Annotated in this window: 21 protein-coding genes; 6 read left to right on the top strand and 15 right to left on the bottom strand. The window is 60.0% G+C overall.

What is annotated here, in order from left to right; translation table 11 throughout:
* Nucleotides 1-71 precede the first annotated feature (71 nt).
* The 3 genes from BLU46_RS09670 (at nt 72) to BLU46_RS09660 (ending at nt 2664) form a co-directional block, all read left to right on the top strand.
* Complete coding sequence (locus BLU46_RS09670; protein WP_093201020.1) at nt 72-1244, top strand: OmpA family protein; 1173 nt, start codon at nt 72-74, stop codon at nt 1242-1244.
* A gap of 27 nt (nt 1245-1271) precedes the next feature.
* On the top strand, nt 1272-1919 hold the full coding sequence (gene pdxH, locus BLU46_RS09665; RefSeq protein ID WP_093201016.1) for a pyridoxamine 5'-phosphate oxidase: 648 nt from the start codon (nt 1272-1274) through the stop codon (nt 1917-1919).
* A 280-nt stretch (nt 1920-2199) separates the two neighbouring features.
* The gene (locus tag BLU46_RS09660) at nt 2200-2664 is read left to right on the top strand and encodes an outer membrane lipoprotein (RefSeq protein WP_010176704.1); all 465 of its coding nucleotides are present in this window, start codon (nt 2200-2202) and stop codon (nt 2662-2664) included.
* Between the two features lie 81 nt (nt 2665-2745).
* Here BLU46_RS09660 and nhaA read toward each other — a convergent pair whose 3' ends face one another.
* Nucleotides 2746-3933, bottom strand: coding sequence for a Na+/H+ antiporter NhaA (gene nhaA, locus BLU46_RS09655; protein WP_017479371.1), 1188 nt, complete (start codon nt 3931-3933; stop codon nt 2746-2748).
* A 213-nt stretch (nt 3934-4146) separates the two neighbouring features.
* Between nhaA and BLU46_RS09650 the strand changes: the two genes are divergently transcribed.
* Entirely contained in the window at nt 4147-5244 is a 1098-nt protein-coding gene (locus tag BLU46_RS09650; protein ID WP_172834583.1) for a PLP-dependent cysteine synthase family protein, read from the top strand.
* Nucleotides 5245-5389: 145 nt separating this feature from the next.
* On the opposite strand, the gene BLU46_RS09645 is transcribed toward BLU46_RS09650, so the two are convergent.
* The 3 genes from BLU46_RS09645 to BLU46_RS09635 all read right to left on the bottom strand — a co-directional run bounded on the left by BLU46_RS09645 (nt 5390) and on the right by BLU46_RS09635 (nt 8456).
* Complete coding sequence (locus BLU46_RS09645; RefSeq protein WP_093201007.1) at nt 5390-7003, bottom strand: NAD(P)/FAD-dependent oxidoreductase; 1614 nt, start codon at nt 7001-7003, stop codon at nt 5390-5392.
* 107 nt (nt 7004-7110) lie between these two features.
* On the bottom strand, nt 7111-7782 hold the full coding sequence (locus BLU46_RS09640) for a COG3650 family protein (RefSeq protein ID WP_063032827.1): 672 nt from the start codon (nt 7780-7782) through the stop codon (nt 7111-7113).
* Between the two features lie 74 nt (nt 7783-7856).
* A complete protein-coding gene (locus BLU46_RS09635; protein ID WP_017479367.1) occupies nt 7857-8456 on the bottom strand; it encodes a short chain dehydrogenase in 600 nt (199 codons plus the stop codon).
* A gap of 104 nt (nt 8457-8560) precedes the next feature.
* On the opposite strand from BLU46_RS09635, the gene BLU46_RS09630 reads away from it, so the two are divergent.
* Nucleotides 8561-9469, top strand: a complete 909-nt coding sequence (locus BLU46_RS09630; RefSeq protein ID WP_063032825.1) for a LysR family transcriptional regulator — start codon at nt 8561-8563, stop codon at nt 9467-9469.
* Here the strand turns inward: BLU46_RS09630 and BLU46_RS09625 are convergent.
* From BLU46_RS09625 to BLU46_RS09585, 10 genes are all read right to left on the bottom strand, one after another.
* Nucleotides 9466-9951: a DoxX family protein gene (locus BLU46_RS09625; protein WP_093201003.1), complete on the bottom strand. Its 486-nt coding sequence runs from the start codon at nt 9949-9951 to the stop codon at nt 9466-9468. The two genes, BLU46_RS09630 and BLU46_RS09625, sit on opposite strands and share 4 nt — an antisense overlap.
* Nucleotides 9948-10724, bottom strand: a complete 777-nt coding sequence (locus tag BLU46_RS09620) for an HvfC/BufC N-terminal domain-containing protein (RefSeq protein WP_093200999.1) — start codon at nt 10722-10724, stop codon at nt 9948-9950. The genes BLU46_RS09625 and BLU46_RS09620 overlap by 4 nt, the downstream gene beginning before the upstream one ends.
* A complete protein-coding gene (gene bufB, locus BLU46_RS09615) occupies nt 10721-11596 on the bottom strand; it encodes an MNIO family bufferin maturase (protein ID WP_093200994.1) in 876 nt (291 codons plus the stop codon). The genes BLU46_RS09620 and bufB overlap by 4 nt, the downstream gene beginning before the upstream one ends.
* A gap of 26 nt (nt 11597-11622) precedes the next feature.
* Nucleotides 11623-11928 (bottom strand): BufA1 family periplasmic bufferin-type metallophore, encoded by a 306-nt coding sequence (locus BLU46_RS09610; RefSeq protein ID WP_093200990.1) that lies wholly within the window; start codon nt 11926-11928, stop codon nt 11623-11625.
* 234 nt (nt 11929-12162) lie between these two features.
* Nucleotides 12163-12864 carry an ABC transporter ATP-binding protein gene (locus BLU46_RS09605; RefSeq protein WP_003211664.1) on the bottom strand — a complete coding sequence of 234 codons (702 nt, stop codon included), beginning with the start codon at nt 12862-12864 and terminating at the stop codon, nt 12163-12165.
* Between the two features lies 1 nt (nt 12865).
* On the bottom strand, nt 12866-13633 hold the full coding sequence (gene livG / locus BLU46_RS09600) for a high-affinity branched-chain amino acid ABC transporter ATP-binding protein LivG (protein ID WP_063032815.1): 768 nt from the start codon (nt 13631-13633) through the stop codon (nt 12866-12868).
* Complete coding sequence (locus BLU46_RS09595) at nt 13630-14883, bottom strand: high-affinity branched-chain amino acid ABC transporter permease LivM (protein WP_017479359.1); 1254 nt, start codon at nt 14881-14883, stop codon at nt 13630-13632. Before BLU46_RS09595 ends, livG begins: the two co-directional genes overlap by 4 nt.
* Nucleotides 14880-15803 carry a high-affinity branched-chain amino acid ABC transporter permease LivH gene (gene livH, locus BLU46_RS09590; RefSeq protein ID WP_017137212.1) on the bottom strand — a complete coding sequence of 308 codons (924 nt, stop codon included), beginning with the start codon at nt 15801-15803 and terminating at the stop codon, nt 14880-14882. The genes BLU46_RS09595 and livH overlap by 4 nt, the downstream gene beginning before the upstream one ends.
* The gene (locus tag BLU46_RS32845) at nt 15803-15985 is read right to left on the bottom strand and encodes a hypothetical protein (RefSeq protein WP_003211657.1); all 183 of its coding nucleotides are present in this window, start codon (nt 15983-15985) and stop codon (nt 15803-15805) included. Before BLU46_RS32845 ends, livH begins: the two co-directional genes overlap by 1 nt.
* Nucleotides 15986-16030: 45 nt before the next feature.
* Entirely contained in the window at nt 16031-17158 is a 1128-nt protein-coding gene (locus BLU46_RS09585) for a branched-chain amino acid ABC transporter substrate-binding protein (RefSeq protein WP_003211654.1), read from the bottom strand.
* Nucleotides 17159-17499: 341 nt separating this feature from the next.
* Between BLU46_RS09585 and BLU46_RS09580 the strand changes: the two genes are divergently transcribed.
* Nucleotides 17500-17802, top strand: a complete 303-nt coding sequence (locus BLU46_RS09580; protein ID WP_017479356.1) for a DUF2288 domain-containing protein — start codon at nt 17500-17502, stop codon at nt 17800-17802.
* A 1009-nt stretch (nt 17803-18811) separates the two neighbouring features.
* On the opposite strand, the gene BLU46_RS09565 is transcribed toward BLU46_RS09580, so the two are convergent.
* A complete protein-coding gene (locus BLU46_RS09565; protein WP_093200981.1) occupies nt 18812-20989 on the bottom strand; it encodes a hypothetical protein in 2178 nt (725 codons plus the stop codon).
* Nucleotides 20990-21024 lie beyond the last annotated feature (35 nt).

The raw sequence follows: 21024 nt of genomic DNA, 5'->3' as shown, positions 1-21024 counted from the left end.
TTAATGTTCCAAAAGCGTCTGTTTAACGGGTCATTCAGGCCCTTGGTTTTTTCTCATTTTGTGGATATCTCATGTTATCGAACAAGTCCTTGGCACTGGCGCTATGCCTCACTATTACTGGCTGTGCACAAACCCCACAAAATGATGCCGAAGGTGGGCATTGGTGGTCATTTGGTTCTGATAAGGCTGCTACCAAGGATGCAGTGAGCCAAGCCGACACCAAACCGGATGCCAAGCCGGCCGTCGCTGCCAAGGCGCCTGCGCCGGTAGCTCCCGCCGCTGCAGCACCTGCCCAGGCGCCGGCACCGGTTGCCAAGGCAGATACCGGCTCCAGTTGGTGGCCGTTCTCGTCGAAAGCCGACGACGCCAAGGCCGACCTGAAAGCTGACCTCAAGGCTGCAACGCCTGCATCCGCCGCGCCCGCCGCTGCACCGGCTGCCGCACCTGCCGTTGCCAAGACAGATACCGATACCAAATGGTGGTGGCCGTTCGAAAGCAAGCCAAAGCCATTGGCCAAGGTCGACGTTGCCAACATTCCAATGCCTGATCCAAAAATCACCCAGGCCTGGCTGGACGACTACGAGCCGCGCCTGCGCCTCGCGATCAAAGACAGCAACCTGCAACTGGAACGTCGCGACAACGTATTGGTCGTGATTGCCCCGGTTGACGGCTCCTACAACCCGAAACGCCCGGCGATGTTGCTGCCGGTGACCCTGGGTCCATTCACCCGTGTTGCCAAGGCCGTTGAAGGCGATCCGAAGACCGCCGTACTGGTCCTGGGCCACGTCGATACCTCGGGTGCCGAGCCGGTAAGCCAGGCCCTGACCAAAGAGCGCGCGCAGTCCATCGCTTCGATCTTCAGCCTCAGCGGCCTGAAGCAGGACCGCCTGATGCTGCGTGGCATGGGCGACCTGATGCCGCGTGCCGCCAACGACAGCACTCAGGGCCGTGCCTTGAACCGTCGCATGGAGATCCTGTTCACCCAGCGCACCACCATGCTGGCCTTGCTGAGCAAGTACAACTCGGCCAACCCGCCGAAGGCTGAAATGGTTGCTGTGCAGGACGTTCCTGCTCCAGCCGCTGCTCCGGTCAAAAAAGCTGCCGCTCCGGCGAAAAAAACCGTCGCCAAGAAAGCAGCTGCCAAGCCAGCGGCCAAAAAGGCCCCGGCCAAGCCAGCTGCTAAAAAGCCAGCACCAGCCAAGGCCGCCGCTCCAGCCGCTACCAACGACCAGGCAAAAAACTGATTATTTGAGCGAGAAGGATAAAGCCGCATGACCCAGGCACTGGCCGATATGCGCCGTGACTACACACGGGACGGTTTGAGCGAGGCCCAGGCCCCGGACGAACCGTTTGCCTTGTTCCACCAGTGGTTTGCGGACGCGGTGAAAACCGAGCAGCCACCGGTTGAGGCCAATGCCATGACTCTGGCAACGGTCGACCACGAAGGGCGCCCACATTGCCGGATCCTGCTGCTAAAGGGCCTGGACAGCCAGGGCTTTACCTTCTTCACCAATTATCAGAGTGCCAAGGGTGAACAGCTCGCGGCGCGGCCGTTTGCTGCCATGACCTTCTTCTGGCCGACCCTCGAACGCCAGGTGCGCATCGAAGGTCGGGTGGTCAAGGTCACGCCCGAGGAGTCGGACGCTTACTTCCAGGTCCGGCCCCTGGGCAGCCGCCTGGGTGCCTGGGCTTCACCGCAAAGCCGGGTAATCAGGGATCGCGAAGAGTTGCAGGACCTGCTCAAGGCCACCGAACAACGCTTCAGTGATACCCAGCCAGACTGCCCCGAACACTGGGGTGGTTATCGCCTGCTGCCGCAGCGCATCGAGTTCTGGCAAGGCCGCGCGAGTCGTTTGCACGATCGCTTGAACTACCGCTTGCAGGGTGCCGACTGGACCCGTGAGCGGCTGGCGCCCTGAGCCCACCTTTCGTCACCTCGCCTGAATGCAGCGCTGCACGCCGAAGTCTCTAGTCAGAGGCCTCGGATGGGTAGCGTTGCGCCGCGTCATGCAGCCGTTGGCTACAATGTGAAAGCGTCCATGAAGATCCTGAGGGAGGTGGGGTTGCTACCGTTCGTCGAGTTTTTCGGTACAGGCTCTCTGTACTAAGGCTGAATGAAAACAATTTTCTGCCGGGCATGCCGTGACAGGCAGCAAGCCACAGCGGTTTAATGGATACCTGTCCTTTGGAGTTGATGCTATGCGTAAGTCCGTTTTACTAGTTGCCTGCTTTACCACCCTGTCGCTGCTGCTGGGTGGCTGCGCCTCGAGTCTGACCGGCGACTCGTACTCCCGTGACGAAGCTCGTCGTGTACAGACTGTTCGCATGGGCACCATTGAATCCCTGCGTCCGGTGAAAATCGAAGGCACCAAGACCCCAATCGGCGGCGTTGCTGGCGCAGTGGTTGGCGGCGTTGGCGGCAGCGCTATCGGCGGTGGCCGTGGCAGTATCGTCACAGGCGTTATCGGTGCCGTTGCCGGTGGCTTGCTCGGTTCGGCCGCTGAAGAAGGCCTGACCCGTACTCAAGGCGTCGAAGTCACTGTTCGTGAAGACGACGGCAGCATGCGCGCCTACGTCCAGGCCGTTGACCCGAACGAAGTCTTCCGCATCGGCGACCGCGTTCGCATCATGACCGTGAACGGCACCAGCCGCGTTACTCGTTAAGGGTAAGGCTGCAGGAAAAGAAAAACCCCAACCGGGTGACCGGTTGGGGTTTTTTGTTGGGCGAACGATTGTTCGTGATGGTCAGGATTGAACGAGCGCCTGCTTGCGACTGGCCATCGCCGTCACTGCATACCCGATCAGCGCCGCCAATATCGATCCGGTCAGGATGCCCATCCGGTCCATCCCTGCGTATTCACTGCTGCCCGGCACAAACGCCAGAGAACCGACAAACAGGCTCATGGTGAAGCCGATGCCGCACAGGATCGCCACGCCCAGGACCTGGCCCCAGTTGGCGCCGGCGGGCAGTGCGGCGAGGCCGGTTTTTACCATGACCCAGGTGAAACCCAGCACGCCAACGGTCTTGCCCAGCAGCAGGCCGGCGGCGATGCCCATTGGCACGTGGTGGGTGAAGCTTTCCAGGTTGACGCCGGTCAGTGAAACCCCTGCGTTGGCAAAAGCAAACAGCGGCAGGATCGCGTAGGCCACCCAGGGGTGCAATGCATGTTCCAGGGTCAGCAGTGGTGAAGGTTCGGCGTTTTTGGTGCGCAGCGGGATACAGAACGCCAATGTCACGCCCGCCAGGGTCGCGTGCACGCCACTCTTGAGCACGCAGACCCACAGGATCAGCCCGACAATCATGTAGGGGCCCAGCTTGACGACACCGAGCCGGTTCATCGCAATCAAGGCGATCAGGCACGCTGCTGCGCCGGCCAATGAGGCCCCGGACAGGTCGGTGGAGTAGAAGATGGCGATGACGATGATTGCGCCAAGGTCGTCGATGATGGCCAGGGTCATCAGGAACAACTTCAGCGACACCGGCACGCGCTTGCCCAGCAAGGCCAATACGCCGAGGGCGAAGGCAATGTCGGTGGCCATGGGAATCGCCCAGCCGCCGAGGGCTGCCGGGTTGTCCTTGTTCAGCGCCCAGTAGATCAACGCCGGCACAACCATGCCGCCGATGGCTGCTGCGCCGGGCAGCACCACTTGCGAAGGTTTGGAGAGTTGGCCGTCGAGCAACTCGCGTTTTACTTCAAGGCCGATCAGCAGGAAGAACAGGGCCATCAGGCCGTCGTTGATCCACAGCAGCGCCGGCTTGGCGATTTTCAGCGCGCCGATTTGTGCGACCACCGGGACGTCGAGAAAACTCGCGTAAAGGTGCGACAGCGGTGAGTTGTTGATGATTAATGCCAGGGCGGCGGCAGCGATCAGGAGCAGACCGCTGGCGGCTTCCAGCTGGAAGAAACGGGTGAAAGTGCTACGCAGAGGCAAGGGATGCTCTCCAATCAAAGTTCAATAGGTGGGTACCCTAACCCGTACGGTTAGTTGTTAAAACAAAAGTTATATTCTTATTTGTTATAAGGGATCGGTCTCAACACTTGCGCGCCAAACCCCGGAAATTGTGTGTCCAATTGAGTCATGACTGTATCTGTGTGGAGTGTAGGAAACATCCTAAGATCTAGTCTGAAATCCTTAGAGAAACCGATCATGAGCGACAACCGCCAATGGGCCCGCGAAGCCATTCGTATTATTGAAGCGGACTTCCAGCGCAGTGCCGACACCCACCTGATCCCCTTGCCGTTGCCGGGTTTGCCGGATATCGAGTTGTATTTCAAGGATGAGTCCAGCCATCCCACCGGCAGCCTGAAACATCGGTTGGCGCGCTCGTTGTTCCTCTATGCGTTGTGTAACGGCTGGCTCAAGCCCGGCGCACCGGTGATCGAGGCGTCCAGCGGCTCCACGGCGATTTCCGAAGCGTACTTCGCCCGGCTGCTGGGCTTGCCGTTTATTGCGGTAATGCCGGCTACCACCTCCCAGGAAAAGATTGCGCAGATCGCGTTCTATGGTGGCAAGAGCCATCTGGTACAGGATCCGACGCAGATCTACGCCGAGTCCGAGCGACTGGCGCAGGAAAGCGGCGGTCACTTCATGGACCAGTTCACCTACGCCGAACGCGCCACCGACTGGCGGGCGAACAACAACATTGCCGAATCGATCTTCCAGCAACTGCGCTTTGAGCGTTACCCGGAGCCGAGTTGGCTGATTTCCAGCCCAGGCACGGGTGGCACAACGGCGACGTTGGGGCGTTATGTGCGTTATCGCCAGCACTGCACCCGGGTGTTGTGCGCGGACGCGGAGCGTTCGGTGTTTTTTGATTACTACCTGAGCGGCGATGCGAGCCTGCGTTTGGAGTGTGGTTCACGCATTGAAGGTATTGGCCGGCCTCGGGTTGAGGCGTCGTTCTTGCCCAAGGTGATTGATGCGATGGTCAAGGTGCCGGATGCACTGTCACTGGCGGCCATGCATTATCTGGCGCAGCGCTTGGGACGGCGAGTGGGGGGCTCCAGCGGTACCAACCTGATCGGCGCGTTGATCGCGGCGCAGCAGATGAAAGCGGCGGGGGAGTCGGGCTCGATTGTGGCGATCTTGTGCGACGGTGGGGAGCGCTATGCCACGACCTATTACGATCAGGCCTGGCTGGCAGGGCAGGGGTACGAGTTGGAGGGGTTGATTGCGGCCGTTGCGGCGAGTGTTGAGCGGGGGCAACCGTTGCCGGAAAGCATCCTGCGCGCCAATATCTAAAATCTTCCATACCACACAAGACAATGTGGGAGCCGGGCTTGCCCGCGATGGCGATACATCAGGCAACATCACTGTTGAATGACACATCGCCATCGCGGGCAAGCCCGGCTCCCACATTTGATCCGCGTCGTTTGCGGAAGAGGTGTTAAGCCTCCAGGCCCAACATATTCCGCGCCAACGCCTCGGCGATCCGAATCCCGTCGACACCCGCCGACAAAATACCACCGGCATAACCGGCACCTTCGCCCGCGGGGAACAGGCCTTTCACGTTCAGGCTCTGCATCGATTCGTTACGGGTAATCCGCAGCGGCGATGAAGTGCGGGTCTCGATCCCGGTCAGCACTGCGTCGTGCAGCGAGTAACCCTTGATCTGCTTCTCGAACGCCGGCAGTGCTTCGCGGATGGCTTCGATGGCAAAGTCCGGCAGCGCCAGGGCCAAGTCACCCCAGGCCACGCCGGGCTTATAGGACGGTTCCACGGTGCCGATGGCGGTGGACGGCTTGCCCGCAATGAAATCACCCACCAGTTGCGCCGGTGCTTCGTAGTTGCTGCCGCCGAGGATGAACGCGTGGGATTCCAGGCGCTCCTGCAACTCGATCCCGGCCAGCGGGCCGCCCGGGTAATCCACTTCCGGGGTGATGCCCACCACGATCCCGGAGTTGGCGTTGCGTTCGTTGCGCGAGTATTGGCTCATGCCGTTGGTCACTACGCGATTCGGCTCTGATGTCGCCGCGACCACGGTGCCGCCCGGGCACATGCAGAAGCTGTACACCGAACGGCCGTTCTTGGCATGGTGCACCAGTTTGTAATCAGCAGCGCCGAGTTTCGGGTGCCCGGCGTACTTGCCCAGGCGCGCGGCGTCGATCAGTGACTGCGGGTGTTCGATCCGGAAACCCACCGAGAACGGCTTGGCTTCCATGTACACGCCACGGCCATGCAGCATGCGGAAGGTGTCACGGGCGCTGTGGCCGAGGGCGAGGATCACGTGTTTCGACAGGATCTGTTCGCCGCCATCCACCACCACGCCATTCAACTGACCGTCTTCGATCAGCACGTCGGTCACCCGCTGCTCAAAGCGCACTTCACCGCCCAGGGCGATGATCTGCTGGCGCATGTTCTCCACCACGCCGGTCAGGCGGAAGGTACCGATGTGCGGCTTGCTGACGTAGAGGATTTCGTCCGGCGCGCCGGCCTTGACGAACTCGTGCAGCACCTTGCGGCCGTGGAATTTCGGGTCCTTGATCTGGCTGTAGAGCTTGCCGTCGGAGAAGGTCCCGGCGCCGCCTTCACCAAACTGCACGTTGGATTCGGGGTTCAGAACGTTTTTGCGCCACAGGCCCCAGGTGTCCTTGGTGCGCTGGCGCACTTCGCGGCCGCGTTCGAGGATGATCGGCTTGAAGCCCATCTGCGCCAGCAACAGTCCGGCGAAGATACCGCACGGGCCAAAACCGACGACGATCGGCCGCTCGGTCAGGCCTTCCGGCGCATGGCCCACGACCTTGTAGCTGATGTCCGGTGCCGGGTTGACGTTGCGGTCGTCGGCGAACTTGAGCAGCAGGGCCGCCTCGCCTTTGACTTCCAGGTCGATGGTGTAGATGAAGCACAGCTCCGACGATTTCTTGCGGGCGTCGTAGCTGCGTTTGAACAGGGTGAAATCGAGCAGGTCATCACTGGCGATGCCCAGGCGCTGCACAATGGCAGGCCGCAGGTCTTCTTCGGGATGGTCGATGGGCAGCTTGAGTTCGGTGATTCGTAACATGACAGGAATCCGGTAGGCGGCGGGCAAAGAGGCCGGCTGTTTTGCAAACCGGCGATTATAAGCCCCAACAGCGGTTTCCCGTCATGTTAAAACAGCGCAGCGGACAATCAGTCGTCCCGCGAGCCGCCGAACGACGCGCAACCGCGTTGCACCTGGCCGTTGACCCGAAGCTCGGCGGACATGTGCTGCAGGCTGCCGCTGACGCTGTCGACACAGCGTTGCGGGGCCACCCAGAGTTCGATGTGCTGGTTATTGGCTTCGGTCATCAGGTTGAACCGTCCGTCGCCCGATTGTTCTTCCACATACGGCACGGCCAATGGCGGCTGGCCTTCACGCTCCAGCACCATGCCCTTGGCGGTAACGTTCATCGCCCAGGCCGGCTTGTGGCCGTTGGCCCGCAGGATCATGCGCTTGAAATCCGGATCATCGCAGGCCGAGGTCGAGCGTTCGACGCGGTACACCTGTTGCAGGTCCACCGTGCCCTGGGTGCCGCTGGCGACGCCGGAGAACTTGCCACGCAGGTCGGCAAACAGTGCGCCTTGCTGGCCGGCCAGGGAGGCGGCCTCCTGCAGGATGCTGGTGCCGCCGGTGTCGTTGACCACGTAATTGCGTTTGTCGTTGCAGGGCTGGAACAGCAGTTTGTCACCCTGCGCCGTCAGCTCGCCCTGCATGCGGGTCAACCCGGCGAGAGAGGGCTTGGCCGGCTCGTTCTCGAACATCTGGCAGGCGGTGAACAGGGGCAACAAGGCAAACAGAGCTAGGGTACGGGCGGCACGCATTATCGGGTCTCCTGATAAGTGCCGCCACGTTACGCAGGCTGGCGATGCATCACAAGCCCGGGACACAGGTTGAATCAACCGACGATAAACGTCTGCCCGGTCTGCAAGCCTTCCACGCTTTTCGCGTAGGCCAGCGCCACGTCTGCACCTGGAGCCGGTTTGTAGCCACGGAAGTACGGCGCGTAGCTGCCCATGGCTTCCAGCAGCACGGTCGGGCTCACCGAGTTGATGCGCAGGCCGCGGGGCAGTTCGATCGCCGCAGCTTTCACGAATGCATCCAGCGCGCCGTTGACCAGGGCCGCCGAAGCACCGGTGCGAATCGGATCGCGGTTGAGAATGCCGCTGGTGAAGGTGAACGATGCGCCGTCATTGGCGAACTCGCGGCCAATCAGCAGCAGGTTCACCTGGCCCATCAGCTTGTCTTGCAGGCCCAGGTCAAAATCGCTGGCGCTCATGTCCCCCAGAGGCACGAAGTTGACGCTGCCGGCGGCGCAGATCAGTGCGTCGAACTTGCCGGTTTGTTCGAACAGTTTGCGGATCGAGGCGCTGTCGCTGATGTCGACCTGGAACTCGCCACTCTTGCGACCGATGCTGATCACTTCATGCCGTTGGGACAGTTCTGCCTTGACCGCCGAACCCACGGTGCCGCTTGCGCCAATCAACAGGATTTTCATCGTGCCTTCCTCCAGATGTGTAGGTGAGGTTTCAGTCTAGAGTGATTTTTTGCGCGGATAAGTGCACTAATAGGCAACCTTTGGTTTTCAAATGGAAACAATCCATGAGCGAAATGGATGACTTGGCGGCGTTTGCGGTGTTGATCGAAGCCGGCAGCTTTACCCTGGCGGCTCAGCAGTTGGGCTGCAGCAAGGGGCAACTGTCCAAGCGCATCAGCCAGCTGGAAGCGCAGTTTTCGGTGGTGTTGTTGCATCGAACCACGCGTCGTTTGAGCCTGACGGCAGCGGGGGCGGCACTGTTGCCGCAGGCCCAGGCGTTGGTGGTCCAGGTGGAACGGGCACGTCAGGCACTGGCCAGGCTCAAGGACGACCTGGTCGGCCCGGTGCGTATGACGGTTCCGGTTTCCTTGGGCGAAACCTTCTTCGATGGTTTGCTGCTGGAGTTTTCCCGGGAGTACCCGCAGGTGCAGATCGAACTGGAGCTCAACAACCAGTATCGAGACCTGGGGCGGGACGGCTTTGACCTGGCGGTACGCTCGGAAGTCGCCAACGACGAGCGACTGGTGGCCAAGCCGCTGCTGGCCTGGCACGAGATGACCTGCGCCAGCCCGGCCTATCTGGAACAGCACGGCGAGCCGCTGACACCGGCGGAACTGGTGGGCCACAACTGCTTGCTGAACAGCCACTACAGCGGCCGTGAAGAGTGGCTGTATCACCAACAGCATGAGCTGCTGCGGGTTCGCGTATCCGGGACCTTTGCCTCCAACCATTACAACTTGTTGAAGAAGGCGGCGCTGGTGGGGGCGGGCATCGCGCGTCTGCCCTCTTATGTGTTGCACACGGAATTGGCTGAGGGGCGCTTGCGCTGGCTCCTGCGGGATTATCAGACCCGCAGCATGCCGATGTACTTGGTCCATCCGTATCAGGGGGGCCTGCCGCGCCGCACTCAGGTACTCGCAGATTATCTGGTGGGCTGGTTCAAGCGCAGCGGCGAGGCCCTGGATCGCCTTTAGCGCAAGCGCCGGGCAATCAGGTGATCGATGGAGAAGCAGCCCGGCCCCTTGGCCATCAACAGCAACAACAGTGCGATCCAGGTGCCGTGGGTCGGGTAGGCGTCCGGGTAGACGAACAGCTGGATGGTCAGGGTCATGCCCAGTAGAGCCAGCGCCGAGAACCGCGTGGCAAACCCCACCAGGATCAGCACCGGGAAAAAATGCTCGGCGAACGCGGCCATATGCGCCGCCACTTCCGCTGACAACAGCGGCACATGATATTCGCTGCGAAACAGCGGCAGGGTGGACGGCGCCAAGTGCGGCCAGCCCAGTTGGAACGTACCGCCGATCAGGTCCACGGCGAGGCCTTCGACCTTGGTCTGTCCGGATTTCCAGAACACCGCGGCGATAGAGAAGCGTGCGACGAAGGCGATCAGGCTGTAGGAGATTTTCTCGAAGAGCTGGATGATCCGTTGGATCAGCCCGGGAGCGGGGGTGTTCATGGCGATACCTTGGGTTCTGTGTGCAAGTGGGTGATGGCGCCATGGCCGATCAGCAGGGCCAGGCATTGATGCAGATCAAATTCGGCGGCTGCATCGAGGGCGTAGGCCACGGCCATCTCCAGCGGCCAACCGTTGTTCAGGCTGTTGATAAACGCGGCTGCGCCGCTGTCGATGTGAAATACCTGCACGTGCAGGCCGTTGCGCAGCACCAGCGCGCTTTGGGCATGGAAGGGGTCGAGGGTGGCGAGGGATTCGCCTGTCTGGTGAGCAGCCCATAACGCCACCACGGCGTAGGCCGAGTTCAGGGTGGCCAGGGACGGATGCAGTTGCAGGCGCAGTTCGCCCAAGTCCGACTGTTGTTGCAGGGCGGCGATGATTTCCTGCTGATCCAGTTGCAGTGCGTCCGCCGCGTGGTAGGCCCTGACCCGCAATCGCTCCAGGCGCGCCACGTCGGCTAGATATGGCACGCTGGCGGCGGGGGCGAAGCCCTGGATAAAGTCAGCCAGGTCGCCGCCGTACTCATTGATCAGTGGACTGGTCGGTGGGAAATCCTGGACATACACACCGGCCATCGCCCGAAAAAACTCATCGCCCACCAGTTGCAGAGTGACCGGGTAGCCGGCGGCCAGGGCGTTGATCAGTGAGCTGTGGACATTGTTGCGGTACACCGCAAAACGACTGGCCGGATCGGCGCCGTTACGGCTGAACAAACCTTCGGGGCAGCTTTCCTCGGGGGACAGCAAGGCGCGGGTAAACACGTCCTGGCGGCTCATGCGCGCGCCTCCAGCAGAAACCGGTCGGCTTGGCGCGCTTCAGCATGCAGCACGCTGAACGCCGGCACCTGGTTGTCGCGTTCGATCAGCGTGGCGACCGGCCCGGTGCGGGTGAGCACGTGCTGGTAGAGCTGCCACACCGCGTTGTCGATGGGGGCGCCGTGATCGTCAATCAGCAAACGGTCGCCGAGGCTGTCGGTGTCTTCGGCAAACCCTGCCAGATGAATCTCGCCCACGGCGTGCAACGGCAAGGCCTCGATGTACTTCAGCGGGTCTTGCTGATGGTTGATGCACGACACATACACATTATTCACGTCCAGCAGCAGCCCGCAGCCGGTGCGGCGGATCGCTTCGCTGATGAAGTCGGTCTCTTCCAGGGTGGAGCACTGGAATTGCAGATAGGTTGACGGGTTCTCCAACAGCATGGGCCGCTGCAGGCGGGTTTGTACCTGGTCGATGTGTTCGCACACCCGCTTCAGGGTTTCATCGTCATACGCCAGCGGCAGCAGATCATTGAGAAACACCGGGCCGTGGCTGGACCAGGCCAGGTGTTCGGAAAAGGAGTGGGGTTGATAGCGCTCGATCAGCGTGGCCAAGCGCTCAAGGTGCTCATCGTTCAGCGGACCTTCGCCGCCGATGGACAGGCCCACACCGTGCAGCGACAGCGGGTACTGTTCGCGGATCAAGCCCAGGTAGTGATGGAAAGGCCCGCCGGCCACCATGTAGTTTTCGGCGTGGACTTCAAAAAAACCGATGTCGGGGGAAGTCTCGAGCACTTCACTGAAGTGCTCGTCCTTGAGCCCCAGCCCGGCCCGACGGGGGAGGCCGGGCGCCTGAGCCTGGGAGATGGAGTGGGTGAATGAGAGCGTCATCGTCAGTACTCAGGCTGTGCAGGGTTTCAGGACTTGGCGGTGAAGGTAGCTTCCTGGCCGAAGCCGGTTGGCGAGGTGGTGCTTGGGGTTTTCAGGCAGGTACCGGCCGGGACCAGTTTCCAGGCGTTGGCCTGATCCTTGACCTTCGAGGTGCCCGCGCAGGAAGTGCCGGCGCCTGCAGCGCAATCGTTCTTGCCGGCTTCGGCTACACCGAAGCATTTCTGCATGTCATCGGCGGCGTGGGCGGTGGTGGTCAGGGCGGACAGGCTCAGGGCCGAACCCAGGGCCAGGACGAGGGTGGCAGCGGACAGCGAGCGGGTTTTGGTAGTCATGGTGTATCTCCAGCAGTGGGTTGGGTTGGCAAGCGTAGTTGCCTGCTTACACCACTAGAGATAGGGGGAAGGGATTCGTTACAAACCAGGGGAAAATAATTTCAGGTTTCGCAAAACAAATGTGGGAGCTGGCTTGCCTGCGATGCTGACGCCTCGGTGTTTCAGTTCCACCGAGGCGATGCTATCGCAGGCAAGCCAGCTCCCACAGAGGCCGGCTTCTACTTCCAGACGGCATCAACCGCCCAAATAAGCCTCACGCACTTTCGGATCGGTCAGCAGTTGTTCGCCGCTGCCCTGCATCACCACGCGGCCGTTTTCCAGCACATAGGCACGGTCGGCAATCTTCAGTGCCTGGTTGGCGTTCTGCTCCACCAGGAACACCGTCACACCGTCCTTGCGCAGCTGTTCGATGATGTCGAAGATCTGCTGGATGATGATCGGTGCCAGTCCCAGGGACGGTTCGTCCAGAAGCAACAGCTTGGGCTTGCTCATCAGCGCGCGGCCGATGGCGAGCATTTGCTGTTCGCCGCCGGACATGGTGCCGCCGCGCTGGCTGAAGCGTTCCTTGAGCCGCGGGAACAGGTGCAGCACCTTGTCCATCTGCTCCTGGTAATCGCCCTTGTCGGTGAAGAACCCGCCCATGGCGAGGTTCTCTTCCACGGTCAGGCGGGCAAATACCCGGCGGCCTTCCGGAACCACGGCAATGCTCTTGCGCATGATCTCCGAGGAGGCCTGGCCCACCAGTTCCTCACCCATGTAGCGGATGCTGCCGCTGTGGGCCTGGGGCGAACCGCACAAGGTCATCAGCAGCGTGGATTTACCGGCACCGTTGGCCCCGATCAGGGTGACGATTTCGCCCTGGCGCACTTCGACGTTGACGCTGTGCAGTGCCTGGATCTTGCCGTAGAAAGTGGAAACGTTTTCGAATTGCAGCATTTTACGCTTCCCCCAAATAGGCTTTGATCACGGCCGGGTTGTCACGGATCTGCTCCGGCGTACCGTCGGCCAGTGGCGTGCCCTGGTTGATCACCACGATATGGTCGGAGATGCTCATGACCAGTTTCATGTCGTGTTCAATCAGCAGCACGGTGGCGTTGTTTTCTTCACGCAGCACGCTGATCAGCGCCTTGAGGTCTTCGGTTTCCTTGGGGTTCAGGCCGGCGGCCGGTTCGTCGAGCATGAGGATCCGCGGACGGGTCATCATGCAGCGGGCGATTTCCAGGCGACGTTGCTGACCGTAGGCCAGGGTACCGGCAGGACGGTTGGCAAACTCGGTGAGGTTGACCTTGTCCAGCCAGTACGCTGCATATTCCATGGCCTCGCGCTCGCTCTTGCGGAACGACGGAGTCTTGAACAGGCCGGCAAAGAAGTTGGTGTTCAGGTGACGGTGCTGGGCGATCAAGAGGTTCTCGACCGCTGTCATGTCCTTGAACAGCCGCACGTTCTGGAAGGTTCGCACCACGCCCTTGCGGGCAATCTCGTGACCGGCCAGGCCCTGAATCGGCTGGCCATCCAGCAGGATGGTGCCGCCAGCCGGCTTGTAGAACCCGGTCAGGCAGTTGAACACCGTGGTCTTGCCGGCGCCGTTGGGGCCGATAAGAGCCACAACCTGCTTCTCTTGTACGGTCAGGGCCACGCCGTTGACCGCGAGCAAACCGCCGAAGCGCATGCTCAAATTTTCGACTTTCAGGATCTCGCGGCTCATTTGCGCAGCTCCATGTGTGGACGTTGCATGGGCAGCAGGCCTTGAGGACGCCAGATCATCATCAGCACCATCATGGCGCCGAACATCAACATGCGGTATTCGCTGAACTCACGCATCATTTCCGGCAGCAGGATCATCACGATCGCCGCGAGGATCACGCCCAGCTGCGAGCCCATGCCACCCAGTACCACGATGGCGAGGATGATCGCCGACTCGATGAAGGTGAACGACTCCGGTGTCACCAGGCCCTGGCGAGCGGCGAAGAAGCTGCCAGCAAAACCGGCGAAGGTTGCCCCGAGGGTGAATGCCGAAAGCTTGATGACGGTCGGGTTCATGCCTAGTGCACGGCAGGCGATTTCATCTTCGCGCAGCGCTTCCCACGCGCGGCCGATCGGCATGCGCAGCAGGCGGTTGATCACGAACAGCGCCGCCAGTGCCAGCAGCAGGGCCACCAGGTACAGGAACACCACTTTGCTGACCGGGTTGTAGTCGATCCCGAAGTACTCGTGGAAAGTCTGCACGCCTTCGGCCGCGGTGCGGTCGAACGACAACCCGAAGAACGTCGGCTTGGGGATGCTGCTGATGCCGTTGGGGCCGCCGGTGATATCGGTGAGGTTACGCAGGAACAGACGGATGATTTCCCCGAAGCCCAGGGTCACGATCGCCAGATAGTCACCGCGCAAGCGCAGTACCGGGAAGCCCAGCAGGAAGCCAAATGTGGCCGCCGCCATGCCGGCCAGTGGCAGGCAGATCCAGAAGCCCCAGCCCAGGTAGTGCGAGAGCAACGCGTAGGTGTAGGCACCCACTGCGTAGAAGCCCACATAGCCCAGGTCGAGCAGGCCGGCGAGACCCACCACGATGTTCAGGCCCAGGCCCAGCAACACGTAGATCAGGATCAGTGTCGCGATGTCCACCGCACCCCGGGAACCGAAGAACGGCCAGATCAACGCGGCCACGATCAGGCCAATGATGATGTAGCGCTGGGTGCGCGGCAGGGTCAGGAACTGACTGACCTTGGGCGAAACCAACGGGCCACGGTTGGACTTGAGGAGTGCACCGACCTGCTGGGTAAACAGCACGCGCAGGAACATCAACACCGAGCACAGGGCAATGATGGTCAATGTCACGGGACCGGTGCCATGCACTTCGAGGTTGATCCCGACAATGCTCAGCTTGAGGCCGAGTACCGGAAAGGCCACGGCCCACACCAGCAAGGCGCTGAAAAACGCCGATTTAAGATATCTGCTCATACTTTCTCAACCTCCGGACGGCCCAGAATGCCGGTCGGCCGGAACAACAGCACCAGAACCAATAGACCGAATGCCACCACGTCCTTGTACTGGTCGCCGAACACATCGGCGCCAAAGGCTTCAGCCACCCCCAGCACCAGCCCGCCGAGCATCGCACCCGGAATGCTGCCGATGCCGCCCAATACCGCTGCGGTGAAGGCCTTGAGGCCCACCAGGAAACCGGCGTTGGGGTTGATCACGCCATACTGCATGCTCAGCAATACAGCGGCGATGGCCGCCAGTGCGGCACCGATGACGAAGGTCAGGGCGATGATGTTGTTGGTGTTGATGCCCAACAGGTTGGCCATCTTGATGTCTTCGGCGCAGGCCCGGCAGGCACGCCCCAGACGGGAGCGAGAGATGAACAGGGTCAGGCCGAGCATTGCCACCAGGGTGACGACGAAGACCAGGACCTGCATGTAGGAAATCAGCACTTCTTGTGCGCCACCTGGGCCGAAGGAGAAGCTCCCCGGGATCAGGTTGGGAATGGATTTGTCCTTGGAATCCTGGGACAGCAATACGGTGTTCTGCAGGAAAATCGACATGCCGATCGCAGAGATCAGCGGGATCAAGCGGTTGCTGCCACGCAAGGGGCGGTACGCAACGCGTTCGATACTGTAGCCATAGGCACTGGTTACGACGATGGACGCCAGGAACGCAGCGGTCATCAACAGCGGCAGGGAGTGGATACCCAGCATGGCCAGCCCGGCAAGGGCGATGAAGGCCACGTAGGAACCAATCATGTACACCTCGCCATGGGCGAAGTTAATCATTCCAATGATGCCGTAAACCATTGTGTAGCCAATGGCTATCAAGGCATAGGTGCTGCCAACGGTCATGCCGTTAACCAGCGTTTGGAAAAAATGATAGATCTCAGGCATTACAGCGCTCCTAAAAACCCGATACGCATTTCACTGGTGGAGTCAATTTCCGGCTCGGTGCCCTGTTCTGTGATCAGGTTGCACAAAGCGTTTGCCAGCGAACCGCTGGTGACGGTTTTAAGATTTTCAGGTGAGCCAGCGCCCGGATCGCGGGTGACAGGCCCATAAACCTCGTAAAACAAAGCCCACTGCTTGCACAGTGGGCTTGTTGACCAGTAACGCCTGGCTTACTGAGGGGAAACTTCGGTTTTTGGTTTGCCGAAGTGCCATTCGTAGACCACGAACTTGAAGTCCTTCAGGTCGCCCTTGGCGTCGAAGCTCAGGTCGCCGGTCGGGGTCTTGAAGGTACCGGCGTGGATGGCAGCAGCCACTTTGGCGGTGTCTTCGCTCTTCGCGGCAGCGATACCGCCGGCGATTACTTCAACAGCCGAGTAGGCCGGGAACACGAACGGACCGGTTGGGTCCTGCTTGTTCTTGGTGAACTCTTCAACGATTGCCTTGTTGGCAGGATCGGTGTCGAAAGACTTCGGCAGGGTGACCAGCAGGCCTTCGGAAGCGCCCTGGGCGATTTGCGAGATGGAGTCGTTGCCGACGCCTTCAGGGCCCATGAACTTGGCGTTCACGCCTTTTTCCTTGGCTTGGCGCAGGATCAGGCCCAGCTCCGGGTGGTAGCCGCCGTAGTAGACGAAGTCGACGTTGGCTTGCTTGAGCTTCTGAATCAGCGAACCGAAGTCTTTGTCGCCAGCGTTGATGCCTTCGAAGAGGGCAACTTTCACGCCTTTCTTCTCCAGGGTCTGCTTGACGGCGGTGGCGATGCCTTCACCGTACTGCTGCTTGTCGTGGATAACGGCTACGACTTTCGGCTTCACGTGGTCGGCGATGTAGTTACCGGCGGCTGGGCCTTGGGCGCTGTCCAGGCCGATGGTACGGAAGACCAGCTTGTAGCCACGGGACGTGATTTCCGGGCTGGTGGCAGCCGGGGTGATCATGATCACGCCTTCGTCTTCGTAGATGTCGGATGCTGGCTGAGTGGAGCTGGAGCAAAGGTGACCAACCACGAACTTGACGCCGTCGTTGACCACTTTGTTGGCTACGGCCACGGCTTGTTTTGGATCGCAAGCGTCGTCGTATTCTTTGGCTTCGAGCATTTTGCCATCTACGCCGCCCTTGGCGTTGATGTCGGCGATGGCCTGCTTGGCACCCATGAACTGCATGTCGCCGTACTGGGTCACAGGGCCGGTTTTAGGGCCGGCAATACCGATCTTGATGGTGTCAGCTGCGAACGAATGGCTGGCAACCCCGGCCAGGACCATAGCGGCAAACAGTTTGGAAATCTGCTTAGTAGCCTTATTCATAGTGCTCCACTCTTACTGTTGTATTTTTTATAGTTCTAGCGGCCTTGTGAGCTGCAGAACCGGATCAGATATCTCGGATATCCCCCGGCAGCGGCCTGGCAACTGTACCGGTACAGTGTAGAGCGCCGGTTGATCGCTTGAAAAGCTGGCTGCTGGGGGCAAAACCCGGGTATGTCGCTTAAATGAAAGAAAAAGACAGAATTGCGGCGGGGGTGATGCCAGAGTTCCGGGCAATCCTTGGCTTTCCTGACACTTTCGTTCGGTGCCTCATTTGCAACTGGGTTTTTCTGCCTGGAGCTCGACGGTATGATTGCGCCGATTTTTTCTTCAGGTGAACTCCCATGACGCAAGAACCTAGCACCCTCTATGCCAAGCTGCTTGGTGAAACCGCGGAAATTTCCTGGAAGGAGCTTGAGCCGTTCTTTGCCAAGGGTGCCCTATTGTGGGTCGATGCCGGGCTGGATTTGATCGAGGCCGCCGAGGGCATGGCTGAGGACAACCGTGAGAAAGTCGCTGCCTGGCTGGCTGCGGGGAGTCTTGGCGAGGTGTCTGCGACGCGGGCGTTGGACCTGGTTGAGCGGGACCCGAGTTTGTGGGCGGTGGTGGTTTCGCCGTGGATTCTGATCCAGGAAAGGGCGGCGTAGGAAATGACTGCGCGAAAATGGTGCGTGATTTTTCTGGGTTTAAGTGTGTAGGCGGGTAACTGCATTCGCGGTGATGGCATGTTGCCGTAGAGAAAGGTCACAGGCGGGGGTTACGTGCGCGTCATGGGAACAGTTTTGGTAGCGAGGGAATGCGCTGGGAATTGTTTCTGGGTGTGTGTACATATCCGTTATTTAGGTAACGGCCACCTATGGTTCCGCTCTTACAGCGGGTCACTTTTGGCAAACGCCCCAAAAGTAACCAAAAGGTCTCTGCCCCACCACTCGGTGCCTCGCCTAGGCTCGGCATGCCCGCACTCCGGCCCGATTCCGCGGGCCGCCGCGACGGGCCATCCATGGCCCGGCGCGGCTAAACCGGCGTCCTGCCGGTTTACCCGCTCCACCGTGCCTACTTGCGGCCATCGTGGTTAACGGGGCCCGCAGATCAAAATCAAAAGCAGATCAAAAGCAGAGCACAGCGGCCTCCCGGCCGGCTTGAGTGTTAAAAGCCAGAGCGAATGCAGATCTGCTTTTCTGTGGGAGCTGGCTTGCCTGCGATGCAGACACCTCGGTGTATTAGGTACACCCAGTTGATGCTATCGCAGGCAAGCCAGCTCCCACATTTGGACCGTGCCCGCTTTAGCTTTAGCTTTTGATTTTGCTGTTGCTTCACCACACTCAAGCCGGCCGGTACCCCTGTGCTCTTGCTTTTGATCTTGATTTTGATCTTAGGCGCCCCGTTAAACCACGCTGGCCGAACGCAGGCTTTGGAGCGTGGGTAACCTGGCAGGACGCCAGGTTAGCCGTCCTGGGCCAGGGATGGCCCATGACGGCGGCCCACGGTCCAAAGCCGGAGTGAGGGCACACCGAGCATTAGCGAGGTGCCGAGTGGTGGGGCAAGAGCGTTTTGCTTACTTTTGCGCTCTTCAAAAGTGAGCCGCTGTAAGAGCGGAACCAATATCAGCCCCAACCCAAATAACGGATATACACCCCACCCCAGCAACAACAAAGCCTACGCCGTCTTCCCGGTATGGTTATTCAGCGAAATAACCTTGGTCTTCCCAATCCGGTGACGATAAATCTCACGCAGGTACTTGATCGCCTTCTTCACACAATCCCGCGACAGCCGAATATCGTTGATCGAGACAAACTTGTCCTTGTCGTTGATCAACTCACGATACTTCTTCTCATACATAGGCTTGATGGCATACCAGTTGGTGTCCAGGATCTTCGCCGGGTTCTCAAACTCATTGAGCAGCTCATCAATCCGGTCTTCATCAAAATCCTCATGGATGATGAAATCCAGAATCGAGTTATCCAGCGTGTCATCAAACCGATACGGATTCCTCGCAAAGCAGCGCTTGATAAACGCCACGATCAACGTCAAAAAATCATCCGACAAACACGGACTCTTAGCGATCAAGGTCGTGAGCGACAAGTTGGCCGACGCCCCGATCACCAGCGCATACCGCTTGAGCGTCGTGTTGGGAAACAGACTGTTGAGGTGCGTCTTGAGCCGATTCAGGTCCATATAGGACAGCTTGTAATCCTTGGGCAACGACACAATCGACACCACCGACGAGCAGTTCTTGAAGAAGTGCAGGTCATGCAACGCCGCCGCGTCATACCCGGAATTCTTGTACTGCTCCAAGGAGGCTTTGTAGCGCTTGGACTCAATCGGCAACAGGCTGATGCCCTCGATCGCCTGGGTCACCTTGTTGAAATGCGGCAGGTCAATGGAGCGGAAAAACAAGTCATCGATATTCAGCCGCTGTGGTTCTTTTTCGAACACCTTGAACTTGTCACTCGAAGGCGCGGGCGTTTCCGGCACCACCGATTCGGCATACGCAATCGCCACCGGGCCGGCCAGGCTCATAAACAGGTCGTTGGCATCCAGGCGGATGGTCTCGCCGATGTCGATCCCGGCCCGACGGAAGTAGGTCTGGTCGTAGTCGGTGGTAACCGCTTGGGCCGTCAGAATGTTGAAGATCTGTTGTGAGATGTACTGGTTGGCGTGCTTCTCCATGGCATTGACATCAATGTTCTGGATGTTGCCGTCATCGCTTTCTTCGGCATACCGCATGATGTCGTTGGAGATCAGCATCATCGCGTTCCACGGCCGGATGCGGCCTTTCACGCTGGCCTCGCTGCTGTCTTCATTGTCGAAGTTGTACGAGAAATCCCATTCTTCCGAGAGGTATTTGCACAGCAGCCGCCCGGCGTTGATGTGCAGCGCCTCGGACATTTCACTGCGGTGATCGGAGATGTTCGGCAGCACACAAATACCGCTGGTGAAGATCGGCTCGAACACAAAGGCGTGGCCGCTTTTACTGTCATGTTCGTCGGCGGGCTTGGTGTCGAACGTCTTGTTCATGTACGAGTGCTGCTGGGCCAGGCCGAACTCCGAGGCCATCCCCGAGCCGGTACCGCCGCCGGCGCTGAAGATCGAGAAGTACAGGCGGGACTGGTTGGCCTTGATGCCGCAGGAGTCGATCAGGTACGAGTGGATCATCTTCCAGTCGGGGCTGGAAAAGCGCTGGGTGTCTTTGTTGAGGATGATTTTGGCCAGGTACTGGCCAAGGATCGGCGCGTTACCGGCGCCACCGGCATGGACTTCCGAGAGGTCCATGATTTTCATCTTGCTGTAGTCCCGCAGGAAACCGCTTTTCTCTCCCTTGCGCGAGAAACGGATGCGCCCGGCGATGTCCTTGTCCAGGTCGCCCAGCATCACCAGCGGCTCGACCAGGAACACCGGCTTGGTGCCTTTGTTCGACCCCAGGCGCAGGTTGTTGCGAATCCACTGGGCGGGGCGGTAGCCCTTGTCGGTGGATTTGTCTTCGTTGCTGAATTCGTTGAGGTAGAACTTGCGGGCGTTGTACACCAGCTCTGCCACATCCAGGGCAATGTTCGAGCCGCAGCGGCCCAGGCCGATCAGGCACACCGAGGGGAATTCCTGCTCGTTGCGCAGTTCGCTGTCGACTTCCAGGTGCGGTGCGCGCGGGAACACCATGTCGCGCAGGCCGTCGAGGTTGTCGAGGATGCGGTCGGTGTTGGTCTCGGTGAAGTACAGGTACTGCTGGGTGGCCAGTGGGCGGGCGGTGCTCAATGACTTTGAGCCTGAGGGTTTTTCCGCAGGGGCTGTCAGCAACACGTCGGATACCGCGGTGGCAGAGTTATTTTTAGAAGTCATTGTGCGCCATGTGCCTGGACGGATGGCTGAAGAGG

Source organism: Pseudomonas yamanorum, from assembly GCF_900105735.1.
In the GTDB taxonomy this organism is placed as follows: domain Bacteria; phylum Pseudomonadota; class Gammaproteobacteria; order Pseudomonadales; family Pseudomonadaceae; genus Aquipseudomonas; species Aquipseudomonas yamanorum.
This window is presented reverse-complemented; position numbering and strand designations above follow the sequence as displayed.